Origin of the sequence: Dryocola boscaweniae (genome assembly GCF_025215095.1) — a bacterium.
Classification (GTDB): domain Bacteria; phylum Pseudomonadota; class Gammaproteobacteria; order Enterobacterales; family Enterobacteriaceae; genus Dryocola; species Dryocola boscaweniae.
The window spans coordinates 225,460-241,451 of the sequence record NZ_JALHAP010000075.1 but is presented as its reverse complement, the minus strand read 5'-3'; the positions used below and the strand labels follow the sequence as shown (position 1 = coordinate 241,451).

General features: G+C 53.4%; 17 protein-coding genes. 6 read left to right on the top strand and 11 right to left on the bottom strand.

Annotated elements, in window-relative coordinates:
- Nucleotides 1-47 precede the first annotated feature (47 nt).
- The 4 genes from ribH to pgpA all read left to right on the top strand — a co-directional run bounded on the left by ribH (nucleotide 48) and on the right by pgpA (nucleotide 2,560).
- Nucleotides 48-518 (top strand): 6,7-dimethyl-8-ribityllumazine synthase, encoded by a 471-nt coding sequence (ribH, locus tag MUA00_RS08155; protein ID WP_271122595.1) that lies wholly within the window; start codon nucleotides 48-50, stop codon nucleotides 516-518.
- A gap of 20 nt (nucleotides 519-538) precedes the next feature.
- Nucleotides 539-958, top strand: a complete 420-nt coding sequence (nusB, locus tag MUA00_RS08150; protein ID WP_271122594.1) for a transcription antitermination factor NusB — start codon at nucleotides 539-541, stop codon at nucleotides 956-958.
- 131 nt (nucleotides 959-1,089) lie between these two features.
- Entirely contained in the window at nucleotides 1,090-2,067 is a 978-nt protein-coding gene (gene thiL / locus MUA00_RS08145) for a thiamine-phosphate kinase (protein ID WP_271122593.1), read from the top strand.
- Nucleotides 2,045-2,560, top strand: coding sequence for a phosphatidylglycerophosphatase A (gene pgpA / locus MUA00_RS08140; RefSeq protein WP_271122592.1), 516 nt, complete (start codon nucleotides 2,045-2,047; stop codon nucleotides 2,558-2,560). The genes thiL and pgpA overlap by 23 nt, the downstream gene beginning before the upstream one ends.
- Before the next feature lie 28 nt (nucleotides 2,561-2,588).
- Here pgpA and MUA00_RS08135 read toward each other — a convergent pair whose 3' ends face one another.
- The 4 genes from MUA00_RS08135 to xseB all read right to left on the bottom strand — a co-directional run bounded on the left by MUA00_RS08135 (nucleotide 2,589) and on the right by xseB (nucleotide 6,719).
- Nucleotides 2,589-3,563 carry an aldo/keto reductase gene (locus MUA00_RS08135; protein WP_271122591.1) on the bottom strand — a complete coding sequence of 325 codons (975 nt, stop codon included), beginning with the start codon at nucleotides 3,561-3,563 and terminating at the stop codon, nucleotides 2,589-2,591.
- A gap of 64 nt (nucleotides 3,564-3,627) precedes the next feature.
- Nucleotides 3,628-5,490: a 1-deoxy-D-xylulose-5-phosphate synthase gene (dxs, locus tag MUA00_RS08130; RefSeq protein ID WP_271122590.1), complete on the bottom strand. Its 1,863-nt coding sequence runs from the start codon at nucleotides 5,488-5,490 to the stop codon at nucleotides 3,628-3,630.
- Between the two features lie 84 nt (nucleotides 5,491-5,574).
- Nucleotides 5,575-6,474, bottom strand: a complete 900-nt coding sequence (ispA, locus tag MUA00_RS08125; RefSeq protein ID WP_271122589.1) for a (2E,6E)-farnesyl diphosphate synthase — start codon at nucleotides 6,472-6,474, stop codon at nucleotides 5,575-5,577.
- Between the two features lie 2 nt (nucleotides 6,475-6,476).
- Nucleotides 6,477-6,719, bottom strand: coding sequence for an exodeoxyribonuclease VII small subunit (gene xseB, locus MUA00_RS08120; protein WP_121265327.1), 243 nt, complete (start codon nucleotides 6,717-6,719; stop codon nucleotides 6,477-6,479).
- Between the two features lie 209 nt (nucleotides 6,720-6,928).
- Here xseB and thiI point away from each other — a divergent pair, with 209 nt between their 5' ends.
- Nucleotides 6,929-8,377 carry a tRNA uracil 4-sulfurtransferase ThiI gene (gene thiI / locus MUA00_RS08115; RefSeq protein WP_271122588.1) on the top strand — a complete coding sequence of 483 codons (1,449 nt, stop codon included), beginning with the start codon at nucleotides 6,929-6,931 and terminating at the stop codon, nucleotides 8,375-8,377.
- Nucleotides 8,378-8,471: 94 nt separating this feature from the next.
- Here thiI and yajL read toward each other — a convergent pair whose 3' ends face one another.
- The gene (gene yajL / locus MUA00_RS08110; RefSeq protein ID WP_271122587.1) at nucleotides 8,472-9,068 is read right to left on the bottom strand and encodes a protein deglycase YajL; all 597 of its coding nucleotides are present in this window, start codon (nucleotides 9,066-9,068) and stop codon (nucleotides 8,472-8,474) included.
- Complete coding sequence (panE, locus tag MUA00_RS08105) at nucleotides 9,028-9,942, bottom strand: 2-dehydropantoate 2-reductase (protein ID WP_271122586.1); 915 nt, start codon at nucleotides 9,940-9,942, stop codon at nucleotides 9,028-9,030. Before panE ends, yajL begins: the two co-directional genes overlap by 41 nt.
- A gap of 138 nt (nucleotides 9,943-10,080) precedes the next feature.
- On the opposite strand from panE, the gene MUA00_RS08100 reads away from it, so the two are divergent.
- Entirely contained in the window at nucleotides 10,081-10,572 is a 492-nt protein-coding gene (locus MUA00_RS08100) for a YajQ family cyclic di-GMP-binding protein (RefSeq protein WP_271122585.1), read from the top strand.
- Nucleotides 10,573-10,651: 79 nt separating this feature from the next.
- On the opposite strand, the gene MUA00_RS08095 is transcribed toward MUA00_RS08100, so the two are convergent.
- The 5 genes from MUA00_RS08095 to cyoB form a co-directional block, all read right to left on the bottom strand.
- The gene (locus tag MUA00_RS08095; protein WP_271122584.1) at nucleotides 10,652-12,019 is read right to left on the bottom strand and encodes an MFS transporter; all 1,368 of its coding nucleotides are present in this window, start codon (nucleotides 12,017-12,019) and stop codon (nucleotides 10,652-10,654) included.
- Between the two features lie 147 nt (nucleotides 12,020-12,166).
- A complete protein-coding gene (gene cyoE / locus MUA00_RS08090; protein WP_167612120.1) occupies nucleotides 12,167-13,054 on the bottom strand; it encodes a heme o synthase in 888 nt (295 codons plus the stop codon).
- Between the two features lie 10 nt (nucleotides 13,055-13,064).
- A complete protein-coding gene (locus MUA00_RS08085; protein WP_271122583.1) occupies nucleotides 13,065-13,394 on the bottom strand; it encodes a cytochrome o ubiquinol oxidase subunit IV in 330 nt (109 codons plus the stop codon).
- Entirely contained in the window at nucleotides 13,394-14,008 is a 615-nt protein-coding gene (locus tag MUA00_RS08080) for a cytochrome o ubiquinol oxidase subunit III (RefSeq protein WP_271122582.1), read from the bottom strand. Before MUA00_RS08080 ends, MUA00_RS08085 begins: the two co-directional genes overlap by 1 nt.
- Nucleotides 13,998-15,989 carry a cytochrome o ubiquinol oxidase subunit I gene (gene cyoB, locus MUA00_RS08075; protein ID WP_271122581.1) on the bottom strand — a complete coding sequence of 664 codons (1,992 nt, stop codon included), beginning with the start codon at nucleotides 15,987-15,989 and terminating at the stop codon, nucleotides 13,998-14,000. The genes MUA00_RS08080 and cyoB overlap by 11 nt, the downstream gene beginning before the upstream one ends.
- Nucleotides 15,990-15,992: the final 3 nt, after the last annotated feature.

The window sequence follows — 15,992 nt, the reverse complement described above, 5'->3', positions numbered from 1 at the left end:
AAAATCCGCCCCCCTGCGGGGCTAAACAGAACCCGTAAAGGAAGATTATGAACATTATTGAAGCAGCCGTTGCTACTCCAGACGCTCGCGTCGCCATCACCATCGCGCGTTTTAACAACTTCATCAATGACAGCCTGCTGGAAGGTGCTATCGACGCCCTGAAACGTATCGGCCAGGTCAAAGACGAAAACATCACCGTTGTCTGGGTGCCGGGTGCTTACGAGCTGCCGTTGGCCGCAGACGCACTGGCGAAAACCAAACGTTATGACGCGGTGATCGCGCTGGGTACGGTTATTCGCGGTGGCACTGCCCACTTTGAATACGTTGCCGGCGGCGCCAGCAACGGCCTGGCTCATGTCGCTCAGGAAACGGGGATTCCGGTCGCCTTCGGCGTGCTGACCACCGAAAGTATTGAACAAGCCATCGAACGCGCTGGCACAAAAGCCGGTAACAAAGGTGCGGAAGCCGCACTGACCGCGCTTGAAATGATTAATGTATTGAAAGCCATCAAGGCCTGATTTTTTGTAAGGGGAAATCTGTGAAACCTGCTGCTCGTCGCCGTGCCCGTGAGTGTGCCGTTCAGGCGCTTTACTCCTGGCAGTTATCTCGCAACGACATCTCTGATGTCGAATACCAGTTCCTGGCGGAACAAGACGTCAAAGACGTTGACGTTAACTATTTCCGCGAACTGCTGAGCGGGGTGGCTACTAACAGCGCGTATCTGGATGGGCTGATGAAGCCTTACCTGTCACGCCAGCTTGAAGAGCTGGGCCAGGTAGAAAAAGCGGTACTGCGCATCGCGCTGTTTGAGTTGTCAAAACGTGATGACGTGCCGTACAAAGTGGCAATTAACGAAGCCATCGAACTGGCGAAAACCTTTGGTGCCGAAGACAGCCATAAATTCGTCAACGGTGTGCTTGATAAAGCCGCACCTGAAATCCGTCCCCACAGAAAATAATCTCCATCAGGCCGGTTAATATTCACTAGCATTTGAGTTCCGGGTCTAAACGCGATTAGCGCTTTAGTCCTGGTAGTCGAAAGGTGTTGGATATCCGGCCTTCTTTTTTATATCTTTCAGAGGCATAACGCATGGCATGCGGTGAGTTTTCCCTGATTGCCCGTTATTTTGATCGCGTAAGAAGTACCCGTCGTGATGTTGAAACCGGTATTGGCGACGATTGTGCATTGCTGAGCGTAGCGGAAAAGCAGTTGCTGGCGATTAGCACCGATACGCTTGTCTCGGGTATTCACTTCCTGCCGGACATCAGTCCGCGCGATCTGGGCTACAAAGCGCTGGCTGTTAACTTAAGCGATTTGGCCGCTATGGGCGCCGATCCTGCCTGGTTAACCCTGGCCATTACCCTCCCTGAAGTTGATGAATCCTGGCTTGAAGCCTTTAGCGACAGCCTGTTTGAACAGCTTGATTACTACGATATGCAGTTAATTGGCGGCGATACCACTCGTGGCCCGCTTGCGATGACGCTGGGTATTCACGGTCTGGTGCCGGCAGGGCGCGCGCTTAAGCGTAGCGGCGCCCGTGCCGGCGACTGGATTTACATCACCGGAACGCCTGGCGACAGCGCCGCTGGTCTGGCGATCCTGCAGGATCGTCTGGATGTGGAAAATCCTCAGCAGGCGGATTATCTGGTGAAACGCCATCTGCGGCCAAAACCTCGCGTGCTGCACGGCCAGGCCCTGCGAGATCTGGCGAGCAGCGCAATCGATCTTTCCGACGGCTTGATTTCCGATCTCGGCCATATCCTCAAAGCCAGCGATTGCGGTGCAAGGATAATGCTCGACTGGTTGCCATATTCAGATGCGGTGCGCGATAACGTTGACCCCGAACAGGCTCTGCGCTGGGCGCTTTCCGGCGGCGAAGATTATGAGCTGTGCTTTACGGTTCCTGAACTGAATCGCGGCGCGCTGGATGTCGCTATTGGCAATCTGGGCGTGCCGTTTACCTGTATCGGCCAGGTTGGACCAGCTTCAGAAGGGCTTCATTTCTTTGAAGACGGCAAACCTGTCACCGTGGATTTAAAAGGATATGACCACTTTGCGTCGCACTAAAGATGTGGCAAAAAGCCGCCTGAACTTGCTCAATCCCTGGCATTTGTTGGCTACCGGGTTCGGTAGCGGATTAAGCCCGATTATACCCGGCACCATGGGGTCGCTCGCCGCGATCCCGTTCTGGTATCTGATGACATTCCTGCCGTGGCAGCTTTATTCGCTGGTGGTGATGCTGGGAATCTGTATCGGCGTTTATTTGTGCCATCAAACGGCGCGCGACATGGGTGTTCATGACCACGGCAGCATCGTGTGGGACGAATTCATCGGCATGTGGATAACGCTGATGGCCTTGCCGACTAACGACTGGCGTTGGGTTGCCGCCGGATTTGTGATCTTCCGTATCCTCGATATGTGGAAACCGTGGCCAATCCGCTGGTTTGACCGCAACGTGCACGGCGGTATGGGGATCATGATCGATGATATCGTCGCAGGCGTGCTTTCAGCAGGGATAATCTACCTGATTGGACACCACTGGCCGATTGGTCTGATTTAAAAAAGCGCCCTCTTTACGAGGGCGTTTTTTACTTAAATCCCACCACCGGATGCGGTTTATAGGCCATTTCAAGCTCGGCAATTTCTTCTGGTTCCAGCGTAAGATCCACCGCCCCAAGCAAATCATCGAGTTGCTGTTCACGCGAGGTGCCGATTATCGGCGCCGCAATCCCCGGTTTGCTTAACAGCCATGCCAGCGCAACCTGAGCGCGAGAAACGCCTTTGTCTGCGGCGACGTTTGCCAGACGTTCGGCAATTACCGCATCGTTCTCAGCGCTTCCTTCGTACAGCGTTTTGCCAAACTCATCGGATACTGAACGTGCTGTTGTGTCGCCCCAAGGGCGGGTCAGCTTGCCACGGGCGAGCGGACTCCAGGGAATGACGGCTACTCCTTCCCGGTAGCACAGCGGTAACATATCGAGCTCTTCTTCACGATAAATCAGATTGTAATGATCCTGCATGGTGGCAAAACGCGCCCAGCCGTGCCGATCCTGCAGCGCCAGCGCCTGAGCAAACTGCTCGCTGTGCATCGATGACGCGCCGATGAAACGCGCTTTACCTGCTTTCACCACGTCGTTCAGGGCTTCGAGCGTTTCTTCGATTGGCGTGTTGTAGTCCCAGCGATGGATTTGCAGCAGGTCGACATAATCGGTGCCCAGGCGACGCAGGCTATCGTCAATCGATCGCAGGATCTGCGCTCGGGAGAGTCCTTCCGGCAGGTCGCCTACCTGATGGTAGACCTTGGTGGCAATAACGACGTCTTCGCGACGCGTGAAGTCTTTCAGCGCACGTCCGACAATCTCTTCGCTGCTACCGTCGGAATAGCTGTTGGCGGTATCAAAGAAATTAATGCCGTTATCAACGGCGTGCTTGATGATGAGACGGCTGCTCTCTTCAGGCAGTGTCCAGGCGTGTTTACCCCGGTCAGGTTCTCCGAAGGTCATGCAACCAAGGCAAAGGCGGGAAACCTTAAGGTTTGTTTTTCCTAACGTGTTGTATTGCATGCTTCCACTCCTGCTATGTTTATAAGGGTTTGCCTTTTAAGCATAGCAGGAGCGGGGAAGGGATTTAGTTAAGCCAGGCGCGGATTTTCGCTTCGATACCTTCGGCATCAAGTCCAATAGCCGCGCGCGCTTCTTCCTGAGTGCCCTGGGGAATAAAGAAATCCGGCAGGCCGATGTTTAGCACCGGAACCACTTTGCGGTTGGCCATCAAAACTTCATTCACGCCGCTGCCAGCCCCGCCCTGAATAGCGTTTTCTTCAAGGGTCACCAGCGTCTCGTGGCAGGCGGCCAGTTCAAGAATCAGCGCTTCATCAAGCGGTTTCACAAAACGCATATCAACAAGCGTGGCATTCAGCGATTCTGCAACTTTGGCGGCATCTTCTAATAGAGTGCCGAAGTTGAGCAGGGCAATTTTCTCACCTTTACGTTTTTTCACGCCTTTACCGATTGGCAGGCATTCCAGCGGCTGTAATTCAACGCCGGTGCCGTTACCGCGCGGGTAACGAACCGCGCTTGGGCCTTCGTTGTAGTGATAGCCGGTATGCAACATCTGACGACATTCGTTTTCGTCGCTCGGCGTCATGATGACCATTTCAGGTACACAGCGCAGGAAGGAGAGATCGAATGCGCCCTGATGTGTTTGCCCGTCCGCGCCAACAATGCCCGCGCGGTCGATAGCAAAAAGCACCGGCAGTTTTTGGATAGCCACGTCGTGGATAACCTGATCGTAAGCGCGTTGCAGGAAGGTTGAATAGATAGCGACAACAGGCTTGTAACCGCCAATAGCAAGGCCCGCGGCAAAGGTTACCGCGTGCTGTTCGGCAATCGCCACGTCAAAATATTGCTGTGGGTACTGGCGAGAAAATTCCACCATCCCTGAGCCTTCGCGCATGGCGGGCGTAACCGCCATCAGTTTGTCATCGCCTGCTGCGGTTTCGCACAGCCAGTTACCGAAGATCTTTGAATAGCTCGGCAGACCGCCTGCGCTTTTTGGCAGCGTGCCGCTTTTAGGATCGAACTTCGGCACCGCATGGAAGCTAATGGGGTCTTTTTCGGCGGGCGCGTAGCCGCGTCCTTTTTTGGTCATTACGTGCAGAAACTGCGGCCCGGACAGGTCGCGCATATTTTTGAGCGTATTCACCAGCCCGATAACATCGTGTCCGTCTACCGGCCCGATGTAATTAAAACCAAGCTCTTCAAACAGCGTGCCCGGCACGACCATGCCTTTGATGTGCTCTTCGGTACGCTTGAGAAGTTCTTTAATCGGCGGCACGCCGGAGAAGACCTTTTTACCGCCTTCCCGCAGGGTGGAATAGAGCTTACCGGAAAGGATTTGCGCCAGATGGTTGTTAAGCGCCCCGACGTTTTCGGAGATCGACATTTCATTGTCGTTTAATACCACCAGCATGTCCGGGCGAATATCCCCGGCGTGGTTCATGGCTTCAAATGCCATGCCTGCGGTAATGGCGCCGTCGCCGATTACGCAAACCGTGCGCCTGTCTTTACCTTCTTTACCCGCCGCTACAGCGATGCCGATCCCAGCGCTTATCGAAGTGGACGAATGGCCAACGCTCAACACATCGTATTCGCTCTCTGCGCGCCACGGGAACGGATGCAGGCCGTCTTTCTGACGGATAGTGCCAATCTGGTCACGACGACCGGTCAGAATTTTATGCGGATAGGCCTGATGACCCACATCCCAAATCAACTGATCGAAGGGCGTGTTGTAAACATAATGCAGCGCCACGGTCAGTTCTACCGTGCCAAGCCCGGAGGCAAAGTGCCCGCTGGAACGGCTTACGCTATCAAGCAGGTAACGACGCAGCTCATCACACAGCTTCGGCAAGCTCTCTTTTGGCAGCAGGCGAAGCTCATTGGTCGAGTCCACCAGCGCCAGGGTCGGGTATTTGGCAATATCAAAGCTCATTAAATTAGTAACTCATTTTTATCCATCATTCTTCAAACCGCAGGAGTGTTAGCTGCGACTCGAATGCTGAAGGCTAAATTAATATTATTTATCACGTTGGATTATATAGCTCGCTAACGCTTTCAGCGCCGCTGTATTTAGCGACTGTGCCGCAAGTCCTTCCAGCGCACGGAGAGAATCCTGATACAGATCCCACGCTTTAGCTTTGGCATTTTCCAGCCCAAGCAGCGCCGGGTAAGTGCTTTTACCCAACTGTTGATCGGCGCCCTGACGCTTACCTAGCGTCGCGGTGTCGCCAACCACGTCGAGAATATCGTCCTGTACCTGGAATGCCAGGCCAATGCATTCGGCATAACGGTCGAGCAGCGGCAGGGCTTTTCGCCCGGCGTCGCCCGCGCTTAAAGCGCCAAGGCGCACGGCTGCGCGAATCAGAGCACCGGTTTTATGGCGGTGAATCTGCTCAAGCTCTTCGAGAGTGGCCTGTTTACCTTCTGCTGCCAGATCCAGCGCCTGGCCGCCGCACATACCTGCAACGCCGCTGGCGGCGGCTAACTCTTTGACCATCGCCAGACGGTCGGCTATTTCCACACCGGGCATTGGGGCTTCACTGAGTATAGAGAACGCCAGCGTTTGCAGGGCGTCTCCTGCCAGAATTGCGCTGGCTTCGCCGAATTTGATATGACAGGTCGGCTGCCCGCGGCGTAAATCATCATCATCCATCGCCGGGAGATCGTCATGCATCAAAGAGTAGGCGTGGATACATTCTACTGCCGCAGCCGGGGCGTCCAGCGCCTCATCTGCTACGCCGAACATTTCACCGGTAGCGTATACCAGGAAAGGACGAAGGCGTTTACCCCCTAATAGTGCGCCGTAATGCATCGCCTCAACCAGAGGAGTGTTCTGAAACGGCAGCGGGGATAAAAAGCGTAGCAGAGCAGCGTTAGCTCGCTCGGCATGGGCCTGAAGATCGTGATTTAAATCCATTTTTACTCGGCGTCCGGCGTGAAAGGCGTAAGGGGCGCGTCTTCATTTTCGCTCAGCAGGATTTGCACTCGCTGTTCTGCTTGCTGCAGCTTCACCTGACCCTGACGAGCCAGTTGCACACCGCGTTCAAATTCGTTTAATGCGTCTTCCAGCGGCAGTTCGCCACTTTCCAGACGAGTAACAATCTGCTCAAGTTCCACAAGCGCGGTTTCAAAGCTTACGGGGACTTCGGTTTTTTTCGGCATAGTGAATGTCTGACTCTAATAAATGTGCAACGCCGCCATGGTAGCGGACTCAATTGGATAAGCAAGTAAGCATGAGCATGTCGGTTATCGGGCGTTGTGATATACTTTCGCGCCTCGGATGCAGCCGCGTATTCGCTTCTGCAATTCTTTAAGTCTTTCAGCCCGCATGCTTCAACGCATGCATGGCTCACCAACAAATCATGAGCGCCATGAAGTTTATCATTAAATTGTTCCCTGAAATCACCATTAAAAGCCAATCTGTGCGCATACGCTTTATTAAGATGCTCACCGGGAACATTCGCAACGTTTTAAAACACTACGATGAAGATCTGGCGGTTGTTCGCCACTGGGACAATATCGAAGTTCGCGCCAAAGACGAAAACCAGCGTATCGCCATTCGCGAAGCGTTAACGCGTATTCCCGGCATCCACCATATTCTCGAAGTGGAAGACGTGCCCTTCACCGATATGCACAATATCTTCGAGCAGGCGCTGGAACTTTATCGCGACCAACTGGAAGGGAAGACTTTCTGCGTGCGGGTTAAGCGTCGCGGTAAACATGAGTTTAGCTCTATCGAAGTAGAACGTTATGTTGGCGGCGGTTTAAATCAGCATATCGAATCCGCGCGCGTGAAGTTGACCCACCCGGACGTGACGGTGAATCTGGAAATCGAAAACGATCGTCTGCTGCTGGTGAAAGGCCGCTATGAAGGCATCGGCGGTTTCCCGATTGGTACGCAGGAAGACGTGCTGTCGCTGATTTCCGGCGGTTTTGACTCCGGCGTTTCCAGCTATATGCTGATGCGTCGCGGCTGCCGCGTGCATTACTGCTTCTTTAACCTTGGCGGCGCAGCCCACGAAATCGGCGTGAAGCAGGTGGCCCACTATCTGTGGAACCGCTTCGGCAGCTCTCACCGCGTGCGCTTTGTGGCGATTAACTTCGAGCCGGTGGTAGGCGAAATTCTTGAGAAAGTTGAAGACGGCCAGATGGGCGTTGTGCTCAAACGTATGTTTGTACGCGCGGCATCGAAGGTTGCCGAGCGTTACGGCGTGCAGGCGCTGGTGACCGGCGAAGCGCTGGGCCAGGTTTCCAGCCAGACTCTGACCAACCTGCGTCTTATCGATAACGTTTCCGATACGCTAATTCTGCGCCCGCTGATTTCACACGATAAAGAGCACATCATCGATCTGGCGCGTGAAATTGGCACTGCTGACTTTGCTCGCACCATGCCGGAATACTGCGGCGTTATCTCGAAAAGCCCAACCGTGAAGGCAGTGAAGGCGAAGATTGAGGCGGAAGAAGCCAACTTTGATTTCTCGATTCTCGATAAAATGGTCGAAGAAGCGACGAACATTGATATCCGCGATATCGCAAACCAGACCAAAGAAGTGGTCACAGAGGTTGAAACGGTTGACGCCTTCGGCCCGAATGACGTGCTGCTGGATATCCGTTCTATTGACGAGCAGGACGAGAAGCCTTTCAAGCCAGAAGGCGTGGAAGTGGCGTCATTGCCGTTCTATAAGCTAAGCACTAAGTTTGGCGATCTCGACCAGAGCAAAACTTACCTGCTGTGGTGTGAGCGTGGCGTAATGAGCCGCCTGCAGGCGCTGTATCTGCGTGAGCAAGGATTTAATAACGTAAAGGTTTATCGCGCTTAATTGCCAAAAAATCGGAAGGTGGATGGCGCAAGCTAATCCACCCTACGGTATCTCAATTGCAGGCCGGGTAAGCCCGCGCCACCCGGTACTGCATTTACTGATAATCCCTGTAGCTGTAAATCCCGGCGGCCATCACAAGCTGCTGAGAAACCTCATGCGCTTTTTCTCGCCCAACCAGTAAGTCGATAATCTTCAGACCGAAATCAATCGCCGTGCCCGGCCCCTGGCTGGTCAGCAGTTTGACTCGAGGGTCCCAGACCACGCGCTTATCCTGCCATTGTTCTTCCGGAATGGTATCTTTCAGGCCGGGATAGCCTGTCATATTGCCAATCGGAAAGATTTCATGAGGCACCAGAACCGTTCCGGCCGCCGCGCAAATAGCGGCGACAATCCGTCCGGAAAGATGGAATTGCCGCACGGTTTCTACCAGCAACGGGCTGTCGCGGAAGCATTCCGCGCCTTTTAATCCGCCGGGTAATACGATGACGTCGAAATCCCCATCGGCTACTTCAACCAGCGGGGCATCGGCGACCAGTTTTACGCCGCGTGAGCAGGTAACAGTGAGATCGCCGTTGCTTGCAACGCTTGCCGTCGTCACTTTAATGCCGCCGCGTACCAGTAAATCGATAGTGGTAACGGCTTCCATCTCTTCAGTCCCAGGCGCCAGACAGACCAGAGCTTGAACGCTCATATTCATTCTCCTTACGCTTAATCAGCTCATACAGACGGCTATTGACGGGCAACGCAAGGCCATGAGCCCGCGCGCGCTGCAGTAAATATCCGGTGATATAGTCAATTTCGGTATGGCGCTGCACGCGCACATCCTGCAGCATCGACGAAATGTTCGCCGCGGTGCTGTCGATAACCTGCTCAATATAGTAAAGCAGGCTTTCAGGCGAGGTATGGTGACCATCGCGCTCCATGACCAGCGCCACTTCGTTGCAAATACTCACCACCTCGCCATGGTAATTTTTTAATTCGCCGTTAGGGCAATTATAGAGCGCGGTAAGCGGGTTAATTACGCAGTTTACCGCCAGTTTCTGCCAGATTGCGGGAAGGATAAAGTCATGCCAGGCCACGTCGGGAAGGGCATGATGCAGAACCTCTGCGAGGCGGCTGAAATCACTGCCTGCGGCATTTCCCGGGCCAATATGCGTGGTGCCGTTGGCGACATGAATAACAATGTTGCCGTCGTGCTTTGCGGCATGCGTAGTTACGCCCAGTAAAACGGGTTGGCGAAGCGCCCTTAATTCTTCCAGCGTGCCCATGCCGTTATGTAACAGCAAAATGGGGCTGGATTCCGGCAGCGATAAGGCCAGCGCTTTGACGGCTCCGGAAACTTGCCAGGCCTTGAGCGTTACCAGCAGCAGATCGCTACTGGCAAGAAAATCGGGATCGTTAGCCGTCAGCGATTCATTAAAGGCGCTGCCGTCCACCTCGACCAGATTTACGGCACAGAAAGGTTGGGGAACCCGTAGCCAGCCCTGGACCTCATGTCCTTGCTTATAAAGTGATGCCAGCCAGAGTTGGCCTAGCGCACCGCAACCCAATACGGTGATTTTCATTTTGCCTCCCCATCCACAAACTGCGCGGATGTTATGCGTAATCTATATTATACAGGGCTCTCTTGTGCTTTAACGGGTTGTTTTGCGCGGCCCAGCGGGTATTATGCAACGCAACAAAAAAGAGAGGGAGAAGAAAATATGCCATCTTTTGACATCGTGTCTGAAATCGATATCCAGGAAGTGCGTAACGCCATCGAAAACGCGGAACGTGAGGTTGCGACCCGTTTTGACTTCCGTAATGTGCCGGCAACCTTTGAATTGAACGAGAAAAATCAGTCCATTAAAGTTGCCAGCGAGTCTGATTTCCAGGTCAACCAGCTATTGGATATTCTTCGTGCCAAGCTGCTTAAGCGCGGTATTGAAGGTGCTTCAATCGATGTGCCGGACGAGTTCGTGCACAGCGGTAAAACCTGGAGCGTGGAAGCTAAGCTTAAGCAGGGCATTGAGTCTGCTATCGCCAAGAAAATTGTGAAGCTGATTAAAGACAGCAAGACCAAAGTTCAGGTGCAGATTCAGGGAGAGGAGCTACGCGTAACGGGTAAATCCCGTGATGATTTACAGGCCGCAATGGCGCTGGTTCGTGGCGGTGATTTGGGACAGCCGTTCCAGTTTAAAAACTTCCGCGACTGATCCTGCTGGTGGAGGGCGCTCACCGCTTATCCACCCTACGTTTTTAATGTAGGGCGGATTAGCGAAGCGCCACCCGCCGTTACAGGGTTTCTTTCACCAACTGCTCTACTTCAAATCTGTTCGTCAGCTTGCTGTCGATCTTCACGTAGGCGCTACGCTCTTGCGTAATAATATTCGCCTCGCTCACGCCCGCCTGCGCCAGCAGCCTTGCTTTCAACTCTTCATCATTTGCCGTATTCTCCGGCAGTTCAATACGCAGGCTTGTGACATACGGCGGTTCTTTCATCGTCGAACTTACCAGCAGCCAGACCGTTGCCAGCAAGGCGCCTGCTAAAAACACGGTTTGCGAATCAAACAGCCCATCAATCCAGCCGCCTAAAGAACCGCCAATCGCCACGCCAATAAACTGGCTGGTGGAATAAATCCCCATCGCCGTTCCTTTGTAACCGGCAGGCGACTCTTTGCTGATTAGCGACGGCAGAATAGCTTCCATCAGGTTAAAGGCGAGGAAGAATAACTGCACCCCTATCACCAGCTCCCAGAAATGCGGGCCGGAGCCCCAGAGCACAATTTCGGCAATCAGCAGCAGGGCCACGCAGCCGATGAATACTCGCTTCATGCGGCGTTTCACTTCGGCGTAAATGATAAACGGCACGACCGAGACGAACGAGATTAGCATGGTGCACAGGTAGATTTTCCAGTGCTGAGCGGCAGGAAATCCCGCCTGTTCAAGCAGGCCAGGTAGGGCAACAAACGTGGACATCAGCATGATGTGCAAGCACATGATGCCGAAGTTTAATTTCAGCAGCTTAGGCTCAGCGAGGACTTTGCTGAAGCAACCTTTAACCATGCCGGATTCACGATTCAGTACGTGGCTTTCGGTATTGGGCACCACCCAAAGGGTGATTAAAATGCCGGCTGCCGCCAGAAGCGCGATCGTCCAGAACAGGGCATTCAGGCCGAGGGAGTGGGTAATAATCGGGCCGAGCACCATGGCGATAGCAAAAGTGACGCCGAAGCTAACGCCGATAAACGCCATTGCTTTGGTTCGGTTTTGCTCACGGGTGAGATCTGAAAGCAGCGCCATAACCGCTGCGGCAATAGCGCCAGAACCTTGTAAGGCGCGGCCAAGGATTACGCCCCAGATAGAGCTGGAAAGCGCAGCAATAATACTGCCGAATACAAAAATCAGTAATCCGCCGATAATAAGCGGCTTGCGGCCAATACGGTCGGAGAGCAAACCAAAGGGGATCTGGAAAATAGCCTGCGCAAGGCCATAAATACCGATTGCAAGGCCGATTAACGCTTCGCTTGCGCCCTGTAACACCATTCCATAAGTGGTAAGAACCGGCAGCACCATAAACATACCGAGCATGCGCAGTGAAAACACCGTGCCTAACCCCCACGTCGCACGTAGCTCGACAGGCGTCATTTTATAATCGTTCATTACCACCTCAGATGAAAAACCGGACATAGTGTAGTGCGTGGGCAGGGGAGGGTAAATCTCTAGTTATTTAACAGATATTACAGCGTGGAATGATTGCTGGTAGTAATAAAAAAGGGCGCTGATGCGCCCTTTTATGCGGTTCACGACTTACCAGACGTAAGTCAGCAGATTGTGGGAATCTGGCACCATAAAGTCGACGGACATCATCACGGAAAGAGAAGTAATGGCGACGATAGAGAAGACGAACAGCTTGCGCGCCCAGACTTTATCATCTTCCACTTTATAACCTCTCAGCGCCATGCCCAGCCACCAGACGCTCACGGCCGCCGCAACAACCAGATATTTGTATCCAGCATAGCCGCCTAAAGTGAGCATCAGCGTTGCGACAGCAAAAGCGATGATATACAGCGTGATGTGATTTTTCGCGACCGAAATCCCTTTCACCACCGGCAGAACCGGAATGTTGGCCGCCTGGTAATCCTTAAAGCGGAAGATGGCAATCGCGTAGGAGTGCGGCATCTGCCACAGGCTAAAGATAGCCAGCAGGATCAGGGCGCCGGTATCGAACTCGTTGGTCACGGCGCAGTAGCCAATGACCGGAGGAGCCGCACCGGAAAGGCTGCCGATCAGCGTTCCGTAAACGGATTTGCGCTTCATGTAGAGGCTATAAACTCCAACGTAAACCACAAAGCCCATCACACCAAGCCACATGGCTAATGGATTCGCACCAAACCACAGCAGCATGAAACCAGCAATACCCAACAAGGTGGCGTATACCAGCGAGGTTTTCGGTGAAATCAGGCCTTTAACCAGCACCCGATTCCTGGTTCTCTCCATTTTGCGGTCGATATCGCGGTCGATGAAGTTGTTATAAACACAACCTGATGCCACCACCAGCGACACCCCTACGAGGGTGAAGAGAAACAGGGGGTAATCAATACTGCCCTTCGAGGCCAGTAAAAATCCCCCAATGACAGAAATTAAATTACCGAAAATAATTCCTGGTTTCGTTACTTGCAGGTATTGCTTAATCATAACGTCGCTCTTAGTGAACCATCATGTTCTGGTTGAGGTTCCACATAATCCAGATCGAGCCGACCACCAGAATGGCAATAATCAGTACCGTAAAGGCAAAGGCCACCAGGTTCCAACGCTCGCTCGATGAGGTGTTCAGATGCAGGAAGCACACAAGATGAACCAGAATCTGTACTACTGCGGTAACCAGCACCACGCCAAGGATCGTGGCGTGGGAGGCGGTACCTGCCATGACCATCCAGAACGGGATCGCCGTCAGGATGATCGACAGGATGAAACCTGTCATATAGGTTTTTACGCTACCGTGGTGGGCGCCCGCGTGTTCAGTTGAATGACTCATTACATCGCCCCCATCAGATAAACGACTGAGAATACACAGATCCACACGACGTCCAGGAAGTGCCAGAACAGGCTCAGGCACATCAAACGAGCGCGGTTAGTGTCGGTCAGGCCGCGACGCGCCACATGAATCATCATGAACGCCATCCAGACCAGACCGGAAGTTACGTGCAGACCGTGGGTGCCTACCAGCGCAAAGAAGCCTGACAGGAAGCCGCTGCGATCCGGACCGAAGCCTTCGGCAATCAGGTGATGGAATTCATAGATTTCCATACCAACGAAGCCCGCACCAAACAGGAAGGTCAGCGCCAGCCAGGAGATAACCTGGCTTTTGTTGCCTTTGTTCATGGCGATAATCGCCATGCCGTAGGTGATGGAGCTGAACAACAGCAGGGCAGTTTCAACCAGCACAAACGGCAGTTCGAAAATGTCTTTCCCCGCCGGGCCTCCGGCCGTGCCGTTCACCAGAACGGCATAGGTAGCAAACAAGCAACAGAACAGAATGCAGTCGCTCATCAGGTAGATCCAGAAACCAAATACTTTATTGGTTCCTGCATCGTGATGCCCATGCTCTGCTGCGTGGGCGTTAGCGTGAGTGAGAGTCTCAGTTGACATTTTTCAGCCCTGCTTTGGTAATTTCATCGAAATGCTGGTTTTCCAGTTTTTCGACTTCCGCAACCGGAACGTAGTAGTCCACATCTTCGTCGAAGCTTTTCGCAATCCAGGTGATTATCATGCCGGCAAAACCAACGATCGCAAGCCACCAGATGTGCCAGATCATCGCGAAACCAAATACCGTCGCGAATGCGGCAATAACGATGCCCGCAGCGCTGTTACGCGGCATATGAATTTCTTCGTAATGCGTCGGCTGCTTGTACGCTTCGCCTTTTTCTTTCATCACCCAGAACGCGTCACGCTCGTTGACGAGTGGCAGATGAGCGAAGTTGTAGAACGGAGGCGGAGAGGAAGTAGACCACTCCAGCGTACGGCCGCCCCATGGGTCACCGGTCAGATCGCGGTTTTGTTCGCGGTCGCGGATGGAAACGTAGAACTGAATTAGCTGGCAGAGAATACCGCACGCAATCAGCGCCGCGCCGCCTGCTGCAACAAGCAGAAGGCTATGGAACTGGGGGTCGATTTGCTGGCTCAGGCGACGAGTCATCCCCATGAAGCCAAGCACGTACAGCGGCATAAACGCTACGAAGAAGCCGATAATCCAGAACCAGAAGGCGCGTTTGCCCCAGGTTTCGTTCAGGGTGAAGCCAAACGCTTTCGGCCACCAGTAGGTCAGGCCAGCGAAGCAGCCGAATACCACACCACCGATAATAACGTTATGGAAGTGAGCAATCAGGAACAGGCTGTTGTGCAGCACGAAGTCAGCGCCTGGCACCGCCAGCAGAACACCGGTCATCCCACCAATAGAGAAGGTGACGATGAAGCCAATGGTCCACAGCATCGCAGAGTTGAACTCGATACGGCCTTGATACATGGTGAACAGCCAGTTGAAGATCTTCACCCCTGTTGGGATGGCGATAATCATCGTGGCGATACCGAAGAAGGCGTTCACGTTCGCGCCGCTGCCCATGGTGAAGAAGTGGTGCAGCCAGACGATGAACGACAGTACGGTAATGGCGATAGTCGCCCACACCAGAGAGGTGTAACCGAACAGACGTTTTTTAGAGAACGTTGCAACCACTTCTGAGAACACACCAAACACCGGCAGCACCAGGATATACACTTCCGGGTGGCCCCATGCCCAGATGAGGTTGATATACATCATCATGTTGCCACCCATATCATTGGTAAAGAAATGGGTGCCAAGGTAGCGGTCAAGGGTTAACAGCGCGACGGTCACGGTGAAGATTGGGAACGCAGCGATAATCAGTACGTTAGTACACAGCGAAGCCCAGGTAAACACCGGCATTTTGAACATCGTCATGCCAGGGGTACGCATATTCAGGATAGTAACGAAGAAGTTAATACCCGTTAGCGTCGTACCAATACCGGAGAGCTGCAGCGCCCAGATCCAGTAGTCGACCCCGACCCCCGGACTGTACTCAATTCCCGACAGCGGCGGATAGGCAACCCAACCGGTCTGAGCGAATTCGCCCACCCCAAGAGAAAGGTTAACCAGCACCACGCCGACAACGGTGAACCAGAAGCTCAGGTTGTTCAGGAATGGGAAGGCGACGTCACGGGCGCCAATCTGCAACGGCACGACAATGTTCATCAGGCCGATAACAAAAGGCATCGCCACGAAGAAGATCATGATTACGCCGTGGGCGGTAAAGACCTGATCGTAGTGATGAGGCGGCAGGAAGCCCGCTTCACCGGCGGAAGCCAAAGCCTGCTGGCTACGCATCATGATGGCATCGGCAAAGCCACGCAGCAGCATGACGATGGCGACGATAACGTACATTACGCCAAGGCGTTTGTGGTCAACAGAAGTGAGCCACTCTTTCCATAAATATTCCCACTTACCGAAGTAAGTGATAGCTGCAACTAGCGCCAGTCCCCCGACGATAATTGCCGCCACCGTAACCATGATAATGGGTTCATGGTATGGGACTGCATCCAGTGTAAGTTTTCCGAACATTTT

Coding starts and splice junctions, on each gene's coding strand:
- ribH (WP_271122595.1), top strand. CDS start 48: ATGAACATTATTGAAGCAGCCGTTGCTACTCCAGACGCTCGCGTCGCC.
- thiL (WP_271122593.1), top strand. CDS start 1,090: ATGGCATGCGGTGAGTTTTCCCTGATTGCCCGTTATTTTGATCGCGTA.
- pgpA (WP_271122592.1), top strand. CDS start 2,045: ATGACCACTTTGCGTCGCACTAAAGATGTGGCAAAAAGCCGCCTGAAC.
- MUA00_RS08135 (WP_271122591.1), bottom strand. CDS start 3,563: ATGCAATACAACACGTTAGGAAAAACAAACCTTAAGGTTTCCCGCCTT.
- dxs (WP_271122590.1), bottom strand. CDS start 5,490: ATGAGCTTTGATATTGCCAAATACCCGACCCTGGCGCTGGTGGACTCG.
- ispA (WP_271122589.1), bottom strand. CDS start 6,474: ATGGATTTAAATCACGATCTTCAGGCCCATGCCGAGCGAGCTAACGCT.
- xseB (WP_121265327.1), bottom strand. CDS start 6,719: ATGCCGAAAAAAACCGAAGTCCCCGTAAGCTTTGAAACCGCGCTTGTG.
- thiI (WP_271122588.1), top strand. CDS start 6,929: ATGAAGTTTATCATTAAATTGTTCCCTGAAATCACCATTAAAAGCCAA.
- yajL (WP_271122587.1), bottom strand. CDS start 9,068: ATGAGCGTTCAAGCTCTGGTCTGTCTGGCGCCTGGGACTGAAGAGATG.
- panE (WP_271122586.1), bottom strand. CDS start 9,942: ATGAAAATCACCGTATTGGGTTGCGGTGCGCTAGGCCAACTCTGGCTG.
- MUA00_RS08100 (WP_271122585.1), top strand. CDS start 10,081: ATGCCATCTTTTGACATCGTGTCTGAAATCGATATCCAGGAAGTGCGT.
- MUA00_RS08095 (WP_271122584.1), bottom strand. CDS start 12,019: ATGAACGATTATAAAATGACGCCTGTCGAGCTACGTGCGACGTGGGGG.
- cyoE (WP_167612120.1), bottom strand. CDS start 13,054: ATGATTAAGCAATACCTGCAAGTAACGAAACCAGGAATTATTTTCGGT.
- MUA00_RS08085 (WP_271122583.1), bottom strand. CDS start 13,394: ATGAGTCATTCAACTGAACACGCGGGCGCCCACCACGGTAGCGTAAAA.
- MUA00_RS08080 (WP_271122582.1), bottom strand. CDS start 14,008: ATGTCAACTGAGACTCTCACTCACGCTAACGCCCACGCAGCAGAGCAT.
- cyoB (WP_271122581.1), bottom strand. CDS start 15,989: ATGTTCGGAAAACTTACACTGGATGCAGTCCCATACCATGAACCCATT.